Origin of the sequence: Stenotrophomonas sp. Ps181 (assembly GCF_025697425.1) — a bacterium.
Lineage (GTDB): Bacteria > Pseudomonadota > Gammaproteobacteria > Xanthomonadales > Xanthomonadaceae > Stenotrophomonas > Stenotrophomonas sepilia.
In genome coordinates this window covers 151,293-166,884 of sequence record NZ_JAHWBI010000007.1, presented here as the reverse complement: position 1 = coordinate 166,884, position 15,592 = coordinate 151,293, and the positions used below count along the sequence as shown (strand labels likewise).

At 63.6% G+C, this 15,592-nt stretch carries 15 protein-coding genes; 9 read left to right on the top strand and 6 right to left on the bottom strand.

What is annotated here, in order from left to right:
- Positions 1-148: 148 nt before the first annotated feature.
- Positions 149-1,108, bottom strand: coding sequence for a mitochondrial fission ELM1 family protein (locus tag KXV01_RS16955; protein ID WP_263467950.1), 960 nt, complete (start codon positions 1,106-1,108; stop codon positions 149-151).
- A 126-nt stretch (positions 1,109-1,234) separates the two neighbouring features.
- On the opposite strand from KXV01_RS16955, the gene KXV01_RS16950 reads away from it, so the two are divergent.
- Positions 1,235-1,825: a malonic semialdehyde reductase gene (locus tag KXV01_RS16950; RefSeq protein ID WP_099487351.1), complete on the top strand. Its 591-nt coding sequence runs from the start codon at positions 1,235-1,237 to the stop codon at positions 1,823-1,825.
- Positions 1,826-1,911: 86 nt separating this feature from the next.
- A complete protein-coding gene (locus KXV01_RS16945) occupies positions 1,912-2,619 on the top strand; it encodes a YceI family protein (RefSeq protein WP_005415047.1) in 708 nt (235 codons plus the stop codon).
- A gap of 199 nt (positions 2,620-2,818) precedes the next feature.
- On the opposite strand, the gene KXV01_RS16940 is transcribed toward KXV01_RS16945, so the two are convergent.
- The 3 genes from KXV01_RS16940 to KXV01_RS16930 form a co-directional block, all read right to left on the bottom strand.
- The gene (locus KXV01_RS16940) at positions 2,819-3,220 is read right to left on the bottom strand and encodes a hypothetical protein (protein ID WP_263467949.1); all 402 of its coding nucleotides are present in this window, start codon (positions 3,218-3,220) and stop codon (positions 2,819-2,821) included.
- Positions 3,221-3,437: 217 nt separating this feature from the next.
- Positions 3,438-4,235 (bottom strand): siderophore-interacting protein, encoded by a 798-nt coding sequence (locus KXV01_RS16935; RefSeq protein ID WP_099496176.1) that lies wholly within the window; start codon positions 4,233-4,235, stop codon positions 3,438-3,440.
- A gap of 59 nt (positions 4,236-4,294) precedes the next feature.
- Complete coding sequence (locus tag KXV01_RS16930) at positions 4,295-4,855, bottom strand: PadR family transcriptional regulator (protein ID WP_099496177.1); 561 nt, start codon at positions 4,853-4,855, stop codon at positions 4,295-4,297.
- Positions 4,856-5,399: 544 nt separating this feature from the next.
- Between KXV01_RS16930 and aceE the strand changes: the two genes are divergently transcribed.
- Together aceE and KXV01_RS16920 are read left to right on the top strand one after the other, a co-directional pair.
- A complete protein-coding gene (aceE, locus tag KXV01_RS16925; protein WP_012478970.1) occupies positions 5,400-8,087 on the top strand; it encodes a pyruvate dehydrogenase (acetyl-transferring), homodimeric type in 2,688 nt (895 codons plus the stop codon).
- A 70-nt stretch (positions 8,088-8,157) separates the two neighbouring features.
- Complete coding sequence (locus KXV01_RS16920) at positions 8,158-9,318, top strand: AAA family ATPase (RefSeq protein WP_111097009.1); 1,161 nt, start codon at positions 8,158-8,160, stop codon at positions 9,316-9,318.
- 744 nt (positions 9,319-10,062) lie between these two features.
- On the opposite strand, the gene KXV01_RS16915 is transcribed toward KXV01_RS16920, so the two are convergent.
- Both KXV01_RS16915 and KXV01_RS16910 read right to left on the bottom strand, forming a co-directional pair.
- A complete protein-coding gene (locus KXV01_RS16915) occupies positions 10,063-10,431 on the bottom strand; it encodes a hypothetical protein (protein WP_111097007.1) in 369 nt (122 codons plus the stop codon).
- A 485-nt stretch (positions 10,432-10,916) separates the two neighbouring features.
- Entirely contained in the window at positions 10,917-11,129 is a 213-nt protein-coding gene (locus KXV01_RS16910; protein ID WP_181452448.1) for a hypothetical protein, read from the bottom strand.
- Between the two features lie 212 nt (positions 11,130-11,341).
- Here KXV01_RS16910 and KXV01_RS16905 point away from each other — a divergent pair, with 212 nt between their 5' ends.
- The 5 genes from KXV01_RS16905 to KXV01_RS16885 all read left to right on the top strand — a co-directional run bounded on the left by KXV01_RS16905 (position 11,342) and on the right by KXV01_RS16885 (position 15,458).
- Positions 11,342-11,941, top strand: coding sequence for a hypothetical protein (locus tag KXV01_RS16905; RefSeq protein ID WP_111097005.1), 600 nt, complete (start codon positions 11,342-11,344; stop codon positions 11,939-11,941).
- A 409-nt stretch (positions 11,942-12,350) separates the two neighbouring features.
- On the top strand, positions 12,351-12,818 hold the full coding sequence (locus KXV01_RS16900) for a hypothetical protein (RefSeq protein WP_258390919.1): 468 nt from the start codon (positions 12,351-12,353) through the stop codon (positions 12,816-12,818).
- A 9-nt stretch (positions 12,819-12,827) separates the two neighbouring features.
- Positions 12,828-13,766: an XVIPCD domain-containing protein gene (locus KXV01_RS16895; protein WP_111097003.1), complete on the top strand. Its 939-nt coding sequence runs from the start codon at positions 12,828-12,830 to the stop codon at positions 13,764-13,766.
- 133 nt (positions 13,767-13,899) lie between these two features.
- The gene (locus tag KXV01_RS16890) at positions 13,900-14,826 is read left to right on the top strand and encodes an XVIPCD domain-containing protein (RefSeq protein ID WP_111097002.1); all 927 of its coding nucleotides are present in this window, start codon (positions 13,900-13,902) and stop codon (positions 14,824-14,826) included.
- Positions 14,823-15,458: a hypothetical protein gene (locus KXV01_RS16885; protein ID WP_111097001.1), complete on the top strand. Its 636-nt coding sequence runs from the start codon at positions 14,823-14,825 to the stop codon at positions 15,456-15,458. Before KXV01_RS16890 ends, KXV01_RS16885 begins: the two co-directional genes overlap by 4 nt.
- The last annotated feature ends 134 nt before the right edge of the window (positions 15,459-15,592 follow it).

Sequence of the window (15,592 nt, the reverse complement as noted above, 5' to 3'; positions counted from 1 at the left end):
GGCGGGCAGGCCCGCGCGCCGATCATACGCTGCTCAGCGCAGCGGGCGATCCACGCCCTTGCGCCGCGTAGTCGGGTAGTGCCGGCCGCTGGCCGGCATCGGCAGGGTGTTCGGTAATGCGTGCAGCATTGCCGGCCAGCGGCCGGCACTACCCCAATGCCAGGCGCTGCTTCACTTCCGCCGCTACCCGCGCAGTCTCGCGCAGTGGCTCGATGCGGTCGTACTGCCAGTCCAGCCAGTGCGGCTGCAGGCGCCCGCGCTCGCGCAGCTGCTGCTGGAAGCGGGCCAGCCGGCCCTGCGCGGTCTCGGCCAGCGCCACCATCACCGGCATGCGCGTGGCGCAGGCCTCAGAGAGCAGGTTCACCGAATCGGGTGAGACCACCACGCGGTTGGCCCAGCCGAGCAGGCCGCCATAGGGATTGGTGCCGTCGCCGCCATCGCCCCAGATCACGTGCGGCAGGTCGGCGAATTTCGCACGCAGGACCTCGGCCAGGGCCGGCGGCGTACGACGCGAGGTCGTTGCCAGCAGGCTGCCGCCTTCGCTGCGGATCTGCTCGGCCAGCGCCTGGAACACACCGACCATTGCCGTCTCATCCCACGGCGCCAGCGGCGTCGGCCCGCCGACCAGCAGTGCGGTGCGCGGGCCGGGCAGGGTACTGAAGCCGGCGAACGCGGCGCGGCCCCAGGCCAGCCAGTCATCGTCCACCGGGTTGAGGCTGCCGAGCAGGGTCAGCACGTTGCTGCCGCGCAGGGCATCGTGTTCGGGCACCACCACCACGTCCCAATGGCGGGCGCCGATGCGCGGGTCGAGGATTTGCACCACCTGGCTGCCGCGTGCACGCAGCACGCGCAGGGCACCGGCCGCCTGGCGCCCGCAGCCGATGGCCAGCGCCGGCGCCTCGTTGGCCAGTGACGCAAAGGCCTCGCCGTAGCCGTTGACATCGCCGGGCAGGCGCTGCGGCGACAGCCAGCGCCAGGGCGCGCGCGGTTGCAGGAGCAGCGGTCGGTGGGTGCCCTGGCGCAGTGCCGAGGCCAGCGCGACCGCCTGGCGGACATTGCCCGCGCGGCCATCAGTGACCGTCCATGGCGCGCTCGATCGTTTCACCATTGGCATTAATTCGTTTCAGCCCTGCTGGGTGTTGCAACAGTCGCGACACTCTACACTGCGGCTCGTCGTTTCGCCCCGCGCCGCCCGCGGGCACTGACTTCCCTTCGCCGCCCTGGAGATCCACCGATGTCCCACGCGCTCGACGCCGCCGCCCTCGACCAGCTGTTCCGCACGGCTCGCACCCAGAACGCCTTCCTCGACAAGCCGGTCCCCGAGAGCCTGCTGAAGGAACTGTACGACCTGGTGAAGTGGGGCCCCACCGCGGCCAACACCACGCCGGCGCGCTTCGTCTTCGTCACCTCGAAGGAAGCCAAGGACAAGCTGGCCCCGGCGCTGTCCGAAGGCAACCTGGCCAAGACCATGGCTGCGCCGGTCACCGTCATCATCGGTTTCGACCTGGACTTCCACGAGAAGCTGCCGTACCTGTTCCCGCACACCGATGCCAAGGCCTGGTTCGATGGCCCGCAGGAAGGCCGCCACGAAGCCGCCATCCGCAACGGCAGCCTGCAGGGCGCCTACCTGATCCTGGCTGCGCGCGCGCTGGGCCTGGATGCCGGCCCGATGTCCGGCTTCGACCCGGCCAAGGTTGACGAAGCCTTCTTCGCCGGCACCTCCATCAGGTCGAATTTCCTGGTCAACCTGGGTTACGGTGACCCGGCGGGCCTGTTCCCGCGCCTGCCGCGCCTGTCGTTCGACGAAGCGGCGCGCATCGCGTAAGTCGCTGTATCGGTTTCGGGCCCGCTGTTCCGCGGCGGGCCATTGCTGCACCGTGTACCCACCCTACGATCCGGAGAGTTCCTCAGATGAGCGCCACCCGTAAACTGCTGCTGCCGCTGGCCCTGACCCTGGCCATCGCCGCCTGCTCCAAGCCGGCCGACACCGCTGCCCCGGCGGCCGATGCCGCCGCCCCGGCCACCACCGAGCAGGCCGCCACCCCGGCCGCTGATGCCGCTGCTGCCGCGCCGGCCGCCGAAGCGATCAAGATCGCCTCGGGCACCTACAAGCTGGACCCGAGCCACACCGACGTGCTGGCGCAGTGGAGCCACTTCGGCTTCTCCAACCCGAGCGCGCACTTCGGCAACGTCGAAGGCACCCTGGTGTACAACGCTGAAGACGTGACCAAGTCCACCGTGGAAGTGAAGCTGCCGCTGAGCGGCCTGAACAGCTTCACCGCCAAGTTCGACGAGCACCTGAAGAGCGCCGACTTCTTCGACGCCGCCAAGTTCGCCGATGCCACCTTCAAGAGCACCAAGGTGGAAGCGGCCGGCACCAACAAGCTGACCGTTACCGGTGACCTGACCATCAAGGGCATCACCAAGCCGGTCACCCTGGACGTCACCGTCAACGGCGGCGGCGAGCACCCGATGGCCAAGGTTCCGGCCGCCGGCTTCGACGCCACCACCACCCTGAAGCGCAGCGATTTCGGCGTCGGCGCCTACGCTCCGAACGTCAGCGATGAAGTGAAGATCCGCATCACCACCGAAGCCACCGGCGAAAAGCCGGCGGCTTGATGCACCCCGCTCACTCGTCGTGAGAAGGCAGAGGGCCCGCTGAAAAGCGGGCCTTCTTTTTGGGTTCTGGTAGAGCCGGCCGCTGGCCGGCTGCTTGCGAGGTGCCCGATGATGAGGGGGGTGCCGGCCAGCGGCCGGCACTACCCGGCAGGTGCCAACCGGCATCTGGTGGGTGCGGACCGTTGGTCCGCACGATCCCTCAGCGCAACGTACCCAACCATGCCACGCACGCTTCGCTCGGGCTCTGCTTGGCCTTCACCGCCAGCCCGCTGGCCCGTGCGAACGTCTGCGCGGCCTGCGCCACCACCTGGCGTGCGATCAGCGCCGCCTGCTTGGTCGCGGCCTGTTGCTTGCGCAGCTGCACGATGTGCACCGACGGCCGGCCCACCGGCGCGTACTTCTGGTCGCGGCGCAGCACGTCGGCCACCTGGGCCACTTCGAATTCGGCCTGCAGGTAGCGGTGCTGTGCCGCCACCAGCTCGCGCAGCGGCGCGCGCAGGGCAGCGGCGTCGGCGAAGGCGGCTAGCGCCGCATCGCAGGCGGCGTCATCGGCAAAGCGGGTACGCAGCGCATCCACGCTGGCCAGGGTCAGTTTGGCCATGTGGGCCTCGTTGCTGCAGGAAAGGAGCGCGATTGTCGCATTGCTTGGCGGCTGATGCGTTGAACCGGGCGGCGGCATACCCGTAGAGCCGAGCCCATGCTCGGCTCATCGCGCGCGAGGGTTTTCCGATGGCGGAGCGGAGAGCAGCCGAGCGTGGGCTCGGCTCTACCTAGTCATGGGCGTGCGGGCAACGGCGCGCAACCCGCCGGCTGCCCGGTCAATCGCCGTCGGCTTCGTCCGGGTGGGCCTTCCAGTAGCCGGTGGAACGAATCCAGTCGCGCGGTACGCCCAGGTGGCCTTCGATGAACTTGCGCATCATCCGTGCCCGACGCGATTCGGTGGCGATCCAGTAGAAGACATCACCGTCCGGGGCCTCGAAGTCGGTCAGCATGTCTTCCAGCAGCGTGCTGCTGGCCGCTGGGAAGCCGTTGCGCTCCAGCCAGTGGATGCGCACGTTCTCGTACTGCGGCAGGTCCTGGCGCTCGGCTTCGTCGCGCACTTCAATGAAGGCCTGCACCTCGGCACCGTCCGGCAGCACGTCCAGCCAGCGGGCGATGGCCGGCAGCGCGGTTTCATCGCCGATCAGCACGTAGGCGTCGTAGCTGTCGGCCACCACGAACGAGCCGCGCGGGCCGCCGATCACCAGCGTGTCGCCGGGCTGCGCGCGCTCGGCCCACGGCCCGGCCACGCCCTGGTCGTGCAGTACGAAGTCGATGGCCAGCTCGCCGGTTTCGTGGTCCCACCAGCGCGGGGTGTAGTCGCGCGACGGCGAAGGCTCCTTGCCGGCTGGATAGCTGCGGCCTTCGGCGGTCAGCACCGGCAACACCATCTCGCCCGCAGCGTTGGGGAAGAACAGCTTGATGTGGTCGTCGGCGCCGGGCGAATCGAAGCCGGCCAGGTCGTCGCCACCCAGCACGATGCGGCGCATGTGCGGGGTGACCTCTTCGGTGCGCAGCACGGTCAGTTCACGGAAGCGCACATCCAGGCGCAGGCGCGTGTTGTTGTGTTCGGTCATGGGGATACCTGTAAAGGTGTCGCGCGGGGGCGCGCGGCGTAGGGGAGACCTGGCTGGATTCAGTCTGGCTGGGTCGTTGAAATGGGTGGGCTCTCGCTACCGGCCGTACCGTTGAGCAGGGCCGATGCCCGCGTCAGCAGCGCCGCCACTTCGTCCGCCTCACCCTCGGCCCAGCGGCCGTGGTGATGCACCAGCGCCCGCTTGAACTCGCGCAGGGCGGTGGCCAGCGGCGGCGGCAGCGAAGCCTTGGTGATCTCGCGGGCACGGTCGAAGGCACGTCGCTGCGCCAGCCGCACCTGGGTGCGCTGCACCTTCAGCTCGAACTCGCCGGCAGCGGTGATGCGGAAGATCCGCTTGCCGTCCACTTCCTCGGCCTCGATCCAGCCGGCCTGCTCGAAGCTGGCCAGCAGCGGGTACATGGTGCCGGCGCTGGGCGTATAGGCCTGCATGAACTGGTTGCTGATCAGCTGCATCAGCTCGTAGCCATGGCGCGGCTGCTCGCCGATCAGGGCCAGCACCAGCAGGCGCAGGTCGCCGCGGCTCAGCACGCGCGGCTGGCCGTTGCGGCGGGGCACATCCGGATCGGTGGAACGGGTTCTGGGAGAGGAGACGCGGCTCATTTCGATATATCGGTAAACGAGTGTGCAAACGATATATCGATATATCGAAGCCGGCAATCATCGATCCGGCCACAAGCAGGTCCGTTTTGGGCCACGGGCGGCCGCGTGCACAGCAAAAGGGGCGCCCCTTGCAGGGCGCCCCGGCGAACCGTGGAAGGGAGCAGGGCCGCCAGGCCCCTCACTCGCGGCCCACGCTGGACCCGCTGCCGGTACCGATCCAGAGGCAGGTGCGACATGTTGTCGCCGGTTCAGTACCGTTGCCCAAACCGCCCCTACAGCGGTGCCGGGGTTGCCCTACAACCGTCATCGGCAGCGGTAACACTGCGTCCTGCACATGGGCGCAGCGGCCCGCAAGCGACAGCCCGCGCAGCCGCCAAGGCCTGCCGCAGGGCCATCAGCGGGCCCGGCAAGCCCCTTGCGGACACTGGCCGGTTGCATCCATACGCCTGCGTAGCCAAGTGACGAAAGCCCTTGGTGCGCTACACTTTGCGGTCTAGAAATCTATACAACAGTCGCGCGCGTGCGTGCGGTTATGGGAGCGCTAATGAACTGGTTGAACGAGGTGCTGAACAACGACCCGAATCCTGTGGAAACCCAGGAGTGGATCGAGTCGTTGAAGGCCGTTATTGATGTCGAGGGCTCCGAGCGCGCGCATCAGCTGCTGGAAGGCATGGTGGAACTGACCCGTCGTTCGGGCGCCTACCTGCCGTTCTCTCCCACCACCGAATACGTCAATACCATCGAACCGCAGTTCGAGGCCAAGAGCCCGGGCAACGCCGAGCTGGAATGGCGCATCCGTTCGATCATCCGCTGGAACGCGATGGCCACCGTGGTGCGCGCCAACCGCAAGCCGGGTGACCTGGGCGGCCACATCGCCTCGTTCGCCTCCGGCGCCACCCTGTACGACGTGGGCTTCAACCACTTCTGGCGCGCCCCGAGCGAGAACCACCCGGGCGACCTGCTGTTCATCCAGGGCCACAGCGCCCCGGGCATCTACGCGCGTTCCTTCCTGGAAGGCCGCATCAGCGAAGAGCAGCTGGACAAGTTCCGCATGGAAGTGGACGGCGGTGGCCTGTCCTCGTACCCGCACCCGTGGCTGATGCCGGACTACTGGCAGACCCCGACCGTGTCGATGGGCCTGGGCCCGCTGGCCGCCATCTACCAGGCGCAGTTCATGCGCTACCTGGAAAACCGTGGCCTGATCGAGAAGTCCGACCGCAAGGTGTGGTGCTTCATCGGCGACGGCGAGAGCGACGAGCCGGAAACCCTGGGTGCCATCGCCCTGGCCGGCCGTGAAGGCCTGGACAACCTGATCTTCGTGGTGAACTGCAACCTGCAGCGCCTGGACGGCCCGGTGCGCGGCAACGGCAAGATCATCCAGGAACTGGAAGGCGTGTTCCGTGGCGGCGGCTGGAACGTGATCAAGCTGCTGTGGGGCGGTTACTGGGATGCCCTGCTGGCCAAGGACACCAACGGCGTCCTGAAGAAGCTGATGATGGAAACCGTCGACGGCGAATACCAGAACTGCAAGGCCTTCGGCGGCGCGTATACCCGCGAGCATTTCTTCGGCAAGTACCCGGAAACCGCTGCGATGGTCGCCGGCCTTTCCGACGACGACATCTGGCGCCTGAACCGTGGTGGCCACGACCCGCACAAGGTGTACGCCGCCTACCACCAGGCCGTGAACACCAAGGGCATGCCGACCGTCATCCTGGCCAAGACCGTGAAGGGTTACGGCATGGGCAGCGCCGGTGAGGCACTGAACCCCACCCACCAGACCAAGAAGCTGGACGACGAAGCGGTGCGCCACTTCCGCGACCGCTTCAACATTCCGGTGACCGATGCGCAGCTGGCCGACGGCCAGGTGCCGTTCTACCACCCGGGCCCGGATTCGCCGGAAGTGCAGTACCTGCAGGAACGCCGTGCCGCGCTGGGCGGTTACCTGCCGCAGCGCCGCCGCAAGGCCGACAAGACCTTCGTGGCGCCGAAGCTGGAAGCCTACGAGCGCCTGCTGAAGAGCAGCGGCGAGCGCAGCTACTCCACCACCATGGCCTTCGTGCAGAGCCTGAACATCACCCTGCGTGACAAGGAACTGGGCCCGCACATCGTGCCGATCGTGGCCGACGAAGCCCGTACCTTCGGTATGGAAGGCCTGTTCCGCCAGATCGGCATCTACGCGCCGTTCGGCCAGAAGTACAAGCCGGTCGACGCCGACCAGCTGATGTTCTACCGCGAAGACCAGAGCGGTCAGGTGCTGCAGCAGGGCATCAGCGAGCCGGGTGCGATCAGCTCGTGGATGGCCGCCGGTACCAGCTACTCGGTCAGCAACGTGCCGATGCTGCCGTTCTACATCTACTACTCGATGTTCGGCTTCCAGCGCGTGGGCGACATCGCCTGGCAGGCCGCCGACATGCGTACCCGCGGCTTCCTGTTGGGTGGCACCGCCGGCCGCACCACGCTGAACGGTGAAGGCCTGCAGCACGAGGATGGCTTCAGCCATCTGGTGGCCGGTGGCATCCCGAACGTGCGCAGCTACGACCCGACCTTCGGCTTCGAAGTGACGGTGATCCTGCAGCACGGCACCAAGCGCATGATGGAAGACCAGGTGGACGAGTATTACTACGTCACCCTGATGAACGAGAACTACACCCACCCGGAAATGCCGGAAGGCGCGGCCGAAGGCATCGTCAAGGGCATGTATCTGCTGACCGACGCCGGCAAGCCGAAGAAGGGCGAGCTGCGCGTGCAGCTGCTGGGTTCGGGCACCATCCTGCGCGAAGCCATTGCTGCCGCCGAGCTGCTGGACAAGGACTTCGGCGTGACCGCCGACATCTGGAGCTGCCCGAGCTTCAACGAACTGCGTCGCGATGGTTTCGACGTGGAACGTGCCAACCGCCTGCATCCGGAAGGTGAGCAGCGCAAGGCTTACGTGACCGAGCTGCTGGAAGGCCGCCAGGGCCCGGCGATTGCCGCCACCGACTACGTGCGTGCGTATGCGGACCAGATCCGCGCGTTCGTGCCGATGTCTTACACGGTGCTGGGTACGGATGGCTTCGGCCGGTCGGATACGCGTGCGAACCTGCGCCGGTTCTTTGAGGTGGATCGCTACTACATCGCCCATGCCGCGATTGCGGCGCTGGCGAAGGAAGGGAAGATGACCGCGAAGGACGTGGCCCGGGCGATCAAGCAGTACAAGATTGATCCGGAGAAGGCTAATCCTGTTGGGGTTTGATTTTCTCGACTGATTGGACATGATAGAGCGACCCGTCAAGGGTCGCTCTTTCTATGTATGGACTATTTCGATGATCGTGACGCATCTGAAGCTCAGAAACTGGCGAAACTTTAGGGAGGTCGATGTCCCGCTTAGAGAGCGCACCTACTTGCTCGGTGCGAACGCATCCGGGAAGTCGAACTTTCTCGACGTTTTTCGGTTCCTTCGGGACGTAAGCAAGTCTCATGGTGGCGGTCTGCAGAAGGCGGTTCATGATCGAGGAGGTATTCAGAAACTGCGCTGCCTCCACGCGCGGCGTGATCCAGAGGTCAGGATTGAAATTGAGTTGTCAGAGAATGCCGAAGACGATGCACCCACTTGGAAGTATGTGCTTGGCTTTCGTCCTGAAGGGAAGGGCGCGCAAAGAACAATTGTTTCGAGAGAGCAAGTCTTCCGGAATGGGAAGCCCGTTCTTGATAGGCCGGATGATAAGGACAGAGCGGACGAAGTTCGCCTCACTCAGACCGCTTTAGAACAAATCCAGGCAAACGTAAAGTTCCGAGAATTAGCTGAGTTTTTCGGGGAGACCACGTATCTCCATCTGGTCCCTCAGCTGCTTAAGTATGCAGACCGAATTGGCGGTCAATTGCTGGAGGACGATCCCTTTGGTCAGGGATTTCTGGAGCGCGTTGCAAAGACCCAGCCTCGCGCCAGAGACTCCCGGCTTAAGAAAATTGGAAAGGCCCTGGCGCTGGCAGTTCCGCAGTTCAAAGAGCTTCGATTTGCCCCCGATCCTGTTAACGGGAGGCCCCACCTCGAGGCGCTCTATTCGCATTACCGCCCTAACGCGGGCTGGCAACGAGAAGAACATTTTTCCGACGGTACGCTGAGGCTGCTGGGCCTGCTATGGGTTCTCATTGAAGGAGACTCTTTGCTTCTGCTCGAAGAGCCAGAGCTTTCTCTAAATGATGCAATTGTCAGGGAGATTCCGCTCCTCTTGACTAGGATTCAGCGGGACAGAAAGAGGAAGAATCGTCAAATCATAGTGAGCACCCATAGTGAGGCGCTACTTAGCAATCCTGGGATTGACGCGAGAGGGGTTCTTCTTTTGGAGCCGGTCGTGGAAGGTACGGTGATTCGTCCCGTCAATGAGAAAGAGGCGGTTGCGCTGAATGCCGGACTTTCTGTTGCAGAAGTCATACTTCCAAAAACAAGGCCTACCTCAATTGAGCAATTGGGGTTCTGGGAGTGACAGAGATTGCAATTGCGACAGAAGATCTTCTTACCGAAGTAGTTTGCGAGAGAATTGCAAGTGAACTCGGATTGAATGTCTTTATGCGTCTTAGGAAGGGTGGTTGCGGTTATCTAAAGTCCAGAATTAGTTCATTTATCGAGATGGCCCGCCAGTACCCGGTCCTCGTTGTAACTGACTTGGATGATGGAGTCTGCGCGGAAGAATTAGTGCGACAATGGGTGGCTGGGCGGCAAGTTTCAGATCAATTCTTCTTGCGAGTGGCTGTCCGAGAGGTTGAAAGCTGGATAATGGCAGATCGTGATGGATTCGGGCAGTTTATCGGGACTCGCATTGATTTTGACCCGGAACAGCTGCCTGATCCTAAAGCTAAATTGCTGCATCTGGCACGACAGGCGCCCCGAGCCATCAGGGAAGAGTTGATAAGTCAGCGCTCTGCTATCGCATCCCAAGGAGTCGGCTATAACACGAAACTTTCGGAGTTCGTAGCAGAACATTGGTGCCCCCGCCGGGCTTCGGTAGCTTCGGACAGTCTCAGGCGAACCGTCGAGAGGCTTTCTTCTTTGCTCTCCTAAGTTGATTGGAGGGACCTAGAGCTCTAGGCCCCACCTACTGCATAGCGCGGTAAGTGGGGTGTGAACCCAGGCATCGCAAAGACATACAAATGAGGCTCGGTGTACTGCCCTAACAGCGCAGATCTCCAAGAAGGTTGCAGTGCAGTGTCATGAGATGCAAATCGGGTAGCTACTCCCGCACCTGTAACCGCTCAGCCACCTGCGCAGTCAACGCCACACACGCCATCTTCAACCCTTCCATCACCCGATCCCCCAGGTACTCCTCGGGCGCACCGTTCTGCCGCGTGCGCTCCGCAGCCAACATCAGCTCCGCCACCACACGCAGCCCGGCCAGCGCGCAATCCGCATCCGCCAGCTGAAGACAACGCCCAGGCAGCTGATGCCGCTCCGGCCAAGGCTGGCCATCCGCAGCCGCACCAGTTCCGATGCGGCGCAGCGTGGCGACGAATGCGTTGGGATCGGGGAAGGGTACGCGCTCGGGTTCGGCGTTGTCCGGATCGTACTGCGCGTGCAGGGAACGGAAGTCCGATGTGTTCATGGCAATGCTCCGTACAGGACAGATAGCAACGCCACCGATAAAGGTGGCGGACGGTGCGGGCTCGAAAACCGGTATGTACCAGACCGGCGGATCCGAAGATCCCCACGCACCGCCCGCCATGGAAACGCGAACGGATTGCCAGCCGGCGCCACACAAACGGTGGCGCCGGCTGGCAAGCGCATACATCTGGTACATAGACGGGTTTTCGAGTCCCGCGCCACCCTTTTCCGGTGGCACGCCAAGGTGTACTCGCATGGTTGCGAGATGCCAAGAAACCGTAGGCCGCAGAGGCCGCAAATGCTGACGCTTACGGCATTGTTGCATGGCGCGCGCGTGGCAGAACCCTTGCGGTGCAGTGGTTTCGTCCGGTGTTAAGTTACCGCCCGAATGCGCATTGAAAAGCACGGTTTGCAGAGGATCGGGGTCTCAAAAGCGACAGTCCGCCCGCTGGGCTTCGATCCGAAGTGTGCCGATTGCGACACAGCTTAACTTTCCGACGCCACGCACGGCCGTGGCCACAGCGCATCGTCGCGCTCCAGGTCGTAGTCGCTGCCGAACGCCAGCGCCTCGCGCGGCGGAAGGTCTGCGTAGCAGCCCAGCAGGTACTCATCCATGCCAGCATCGCGGTGGTCGATGGCGAACAGGTGGAGGAGCTCCTTGTCGAACGCTTCCAGCCATGCGGTGTCTATCGTGGTCATGGTCATCCTCCTGACTGCAGGAATAGTGCCTGCACCATCGCGTGCCTGCTAACACCAGAACTTGCCCACGCAATGTTCACCGGCAGAAATCCCCATCCCGCCGCTGGGCAATGTGAAGCCAGTTCAGGTCCCCCGGCCGGTGCGGTGTATAAACTGCCGGCAAGTGAGTGCCCGAACGTGAGGAACGGATGCGACACCTACTGAGGCCATGGATGGTACTGCTGCCGCTGCTTGTGGGCGGCTGTGGCGCCCAGGCACCCCAGATGTATGGCGACGGTTTCCCTGTCGCCAAGCCAATGGACCTGGTCCATGCAGGTGCGACGGTAGAGGCGCGTTTTGAGCTGCCACCGCCTTGGGAGAAGGATCCCAGACCTCGCACCTTCCTGATCGGTTTCCGTACCGGTGGGCCTGCCAAGCGCCCGGACATGAAGCCGGGCGATGTCGACTTCCTTGAAGACGCCCGGATTCCCCTGAAGGTACAGTTGTGGAAGCTGGAGGGTGACGCCGAAACGCCCATAGCACTACAGGTATTGACTCGCGATCTGCCTGCCGTCTGGCAGGGCAGCCGATATCAACCGGCCAAGGGCGATGTGTACGAGTACAGGAGCGCCGTCGGCGCGGATTCGAACAGTCTGGTCAACGCAGGAAAGTACGACATGTCCCTGGCCTACAGGGAATACGAGGTGGCCCGTGCCGATTCCGGGGATCTGACAGCCGGGAAGTACCGGCTGAAGGTGACCAACCTTCAGGGCAATCCAGACGTTGCGCATCTCAACTTCGAGCTTCTCGTCGCTAACTACAACGTGAAATAGGACTATGGACAGTCAACAGCCTCAACGATTGAGTGTTTCATAGGCTGCGCTGGGACAAGCACGCATTGGGTCGTCAATGCCTCGTGCTCTGCAGCCCATAGCGACTAATCAGCCGCTGTCCAATTTGCAGCTCTCCCGTTCTGTGGTGGCAGTCGTCATGGATTGCTTCCAGGCCTGCGTGTATAAGAAGGTCTGGTGAGAAAACACCTATCAATCAAAGTTGAAGCGAGGACGGACGATGCTGCGACTGGGACGACGGATGCTGGGGGCAGGCGCATGCTTGGCTTTGCTACTGCTAAGCGCTTGCCAGGCTCAGACAGCACCGCCGCGATCTGAGCCTTCTTCCGGTGCTGCGCAGAACAATGTGCCGCTTGTCAGGCCGCTTACGTTGACGTCAATGGCCGAGCCCATGGTTGTAGAGTTCAATCTTGAGCCGCCCGGTAGAAACGCCGCGCCAACACTCCTGGTTGCCGTCCGCGTAAGTGGGGAGGATGGCGCAGCAGCGCTTGAGCGGGCCTTGATGATTCGACGCGCTGGTCTGCCTGCACGCGTGCACCTCACTCGGCTCGGGGAAATGGGTGAGGCAAATGCTCCACTCGTGCGTGTTGAGCAGCAGCCAGGAACGGCCGCCACTCTTGTGCCGATCAACGCTGATGGGCAAGTTTCAACGGTGTGGCTCGATGACGTGGACGACACTTCACTTGAGGCGGCGGGGCTGTCCAGTCTGCAAGGGCACTACAAGCAGTTGGCGATGGCGTGGGGCCAGAATCTCTCTCCAGGCCGCTATCGCCTGAGTGTGGAGTTACTTGACCCCTCACCGCGCCTTGCGCCAATCCCGGCAGAATTGCTGGTCGCCTACAAGCACAAGTCAAAATAGGAGCGCTTCATGGACGAACGATATCGCGTGACAATCTACGTTGCGGCGCCAGGAACCCCGCTGTTGGGGGGCGGAACGTCTGCCGCGGGTCACGTCTACTACACGGTGGGCGATGGCCGTGAGAGCATCAGCTATGGCTTTGCGCCGAAGGAGCACGGGGCAACGACCGGTCCCGGCAAGGTTTATGACTCCGACGCGGGTGATTACCAGAATCCCTTTTACCAGCGAACGCTCGAAATCTCGAAAGATCAGTACGAAAAGCTCAAAGAATTTGGTGATGCGCCGGACAAGCACGGGTTCAATACGGAGTATCACGGGCTCAACAATAGTTGTATCGATTTCACTTGGGGTGCGTTGAACCACGCGGGACTTCATCGCACCAATGCGCTTTTCATGCAGGACAAGGATTTCCAAGGCGGCCTCAAGCCTCTCACCAACATCGAGTACATCCGTAGTATCCGGGCGCCTTTTCCGGACAGCGCGTTGAATACCGAGCACTACAACAAAATGCCGGAGAGAACGCTGTTCCAGCGAATCATCAGCGATGAGCAACTGCCGCGGGGGGACAGGGATATGCTCGACTCCATCCGCAAGGGAGTGGCGGGTATCGATGAGGGGCATGGCCGTTCCTACGATGCGACCAGCGAGAGGATCTCAGTGGGGTTGTTGGCCACGGCCAAGGAGAGCGGGCTGGAGCGCGTTGATCATGTGGTATTGGGCAATGCGCCAAGCGATGGTTCGGCGCAGCGACTGTTCGTTGTGCAGGGGGAGCTCAACGATCCGGCCCACGTGCGGGCGTCGATGGCGGCGGAGGAGGCCGCGCGAACGCCAGTGGAGCAGTCCTTTGCGAAGGTCGAGCAGATTTCGAAAGCCCAGCAGGAGCGCGCCTCGTTGGCGCCGCAGGAGCTGGCCATGGAACAAACCCGGGCGCCGCTGCAGATGGGCTGACTTCCAGCGACTGCACGGCAGATCACAGTTTCGAGCGCCTCGGCCTCGAAACTGCTTTCACCTCCACCTGCCCCCCATCCCACCTATGCCATCATCCGCCCAGGACCGCAGTACCCATCAAGGCTGAACAGGCATGGAGCAGGCAACACGCTACACCGCAACCCTTTATCTGGCCGCGCCCGGCACCCCGCTGAAAAGTGGGGGCATCTCGCCGCGCGGCCACATGTACCTGCAGGTCGCTGCGGGCGACGAGGCCCACAGCTATGGCTTCGCACCACCGTGCCACGCGCCGGGCGAAACCCGCACCGGCGTGCAGTACGCACAGGTGCGCCACGACGATGCCGACGAGCACCTGGACCCGTACTACAGCCGCACCCTGGAAATCACCGAGGAGCACTACGGCTGCCTGCGCGACTTCGCCGAGGAACCGGCCGAGTTCGAATTCGACGTTGATCGCCCGGCCACCATCAATCGCTGCAGCGATTTCGTCTGGGCGGCCCTGCACTACGCTGGCCTGCATCCGCTGCCGGCGACGCTGGATGGCGGCAGCAATCTGGGCGAGTTCGCGGTGCTGTTCAACCTGCCGGAGATCCAGTGCATCGCCGCGCCGTTCCCGGGCAGCGACCTGAATGCCGAAACCCACAACGCGATGCCCGAGCACGAGGCCGAGCACCATCGCCAGGGTGACCGCGCCAGCGACGAGCCGCCGCCGACGCCGATTGAAGTGGCCGGCACGCTGCTGGACCCTTCGCACCCAGACCATCGCCTGTTCTCGCAGCTGATCCAGAAGGTGGCGGAGCTGGACGCCGCGCACGGCCGCCCGTTCGATGCAGCCAGCCAGCGCATCAGCGCCAGCCTGCTGGTGCTGGCCAAGCAGAACAATCTCTCGCGCGTGGACCACGTGCTGCTCAGCCGGCCGACCCAGAACAGCCATGCCGCCGAAAGCATCTTCATCGTGCAGGGCGACCGCAACGACCCGGGGCACCGCCGCGCCAGCATCGCCACCGAGGTGGCGGCCAAGACCGATGTGGCCGATTCGCTGCGGTTGAAGGAGCAATGACGCGGCCACTGCGGCGGGGGCTGGTGGTACTGGCGGTGCTGGGCGCGCTGACGGCATGCCGTGCGTCACCAGCGCCTGAGGTTGCGCCGTCCCTGCTGACGCGCGCACAGGCCGAGGCCCGCACGGTTGTGCCGCTCACGCGGGCCGTGCAGTTGCAGAAGGCCGGTCGGATTGCCGAGGTCACGTTTGATTTGCCGGCGCCCCAGAAGCCGGCCATTCCGATCCTGAACATCGGGTTGCGGCTGCAGGATACCGATGGGCGCTCGTTGCTGGACGCGTGGGAGAAGATCAGGCTGGGAAAGCCACCCACGCGATTGCGCCTGGAGCGGATTGATGGCGGCGCACTTGGTCCTGTACAGCTATGGCAGAGCACTCCTGACGGGCGCGACTCACAGAGAATTCCAGAAGATGAGGTTGTGCGATATCTGGCTGATACAAGCTTGGATGACAACGCACTGATCGAGGCCGGTTTGCACTCGGATGAGATGCTGTATCAGGTGCTTCAGTTCGCGCAGGTCGGTTGGCTGGAGCCGGGCCGGTATCGGTTGACTGTCGACCTGATGGAGGACCGCCCGCAGTTGGAAGGGCTCCAAGCCGAACTGATTGTTGGATATCAATCGCTAGGGAAGTAAGACATGAGCAAGGAAGCAGAGCGCTATACGGTCACGATTCATCTCGCCGCACCGGGCACGCCGAGAGTCGATGTGGGCGACGCGGGCCAGAAGAGATTGTTGGATCCGTCATTTGCCGGGCACATGTTTCTTTC

Bases quoted from the DNA above. Each gene is read 5' to 3' on its own strand.
- KXV01_RS16955 (WP_263467950.1), bottom strand. From the start codon at position 1,108: ATGGTGAAACGATCGAGCGCGCCATGGACGGTCACTGATGGCCGCGCG.
- KXV01_RS16950 (WP_099487351.1), top strand. From the start codon at position 1,235: ATGTCCCACGCGCTCGACGCCGCCGCCCTCGACCAGCTGTTCCGCACG.
- KXV01_RS16945 (WP_005415047.1), top strand. From the start codon at position 1,912: ATGAGCGCCACCCGTAAACTGCTGCTGCCGCTGGCCCTGACCCTGGCC.
- KXV01_RS16940 (WP_263467949.1), bottom strand. From the start codon at position 3,220: ATGGCCAAACTGACCCTGGCCAGCGTGGATGCGCTGCGTACCCGCTTT.
- KXV01_RS16935 (WP_099496176.1), bottom strand. From the start codon at position 4,235: ATGACCGAACACAACAACACGCGCCTGCGCCTGGATGTGCGCTTCCGT.
- KXV01_RS16930 (WP_099496177.1), bottom strand. From the start codon at position 4,855: ATGAGCCGCGTCTCCTCTCCCAGAACCCGTTCCACCGATCCGGATGTG.
- aceE (WP_012478970.1), top strand. From the start codon at position 5,400: ATGAACTGGTTGAACGAGGTGCTGAACAACGACCCGAATCCTGTGGAA.
- KXV01_RS16920 (WP_111097009.1), top strand. From the start codon at position 8,158: ATGATCGTGACGCATCTGAAGCTCAGAAACTGGCGAAACTTTAGGGAG.
- KXV01_RS16915 (WP_111097007.1), bottom strand. From the start codon at position 10,431: ATGAACACATCGGACTTCCGTTCCCTGCACGCGCAGTACGATCCGGAC.
- KXV01_RS16910 (WP_181452448.1), bottom strand. From the start codon at position 11,129: ATGACCACGATAGACACCGCATGGCTGGAAGCGTTCGACAAGGAGCTC.
- KXV01_RS16905 (WP_111097005.1), top strand. From the start codon at position 11,342: ATGGTACTGCTGCCGCTGCTTGTGGGCGGCTGTGGCGCCCAGGCACCC.
- KXV01_RS16900 (WP_258390919.1), top strand. From the start codon at position 12,351: ATGGTTGTAGAGTTCAATCTTGAGCCGCCCGGTAGAAACGCCGCGCCA.
- KXV01_RS16895 (WP_111097003.1), top strand. From the start codon at position 12,828: ATGGACGAACGATATCGCGTGACAATCTACGTTGCGGCGCCAGGAACC.
- KXV01_RS16890 (WP_111097002.1), top strand. From the start codon at position 13,900: ATGGAGCAGGCAACACGCTACACCGCAACCCTTTATCTGGCCGCGCCC.
- KXV01_RS16885 (WP_111097001.1), top strand. From the start codon at position 14,823: ATGACGCGGCCACTGCGGCGGGGGCTGGTGGTACTGGCGGTGCTGGGC.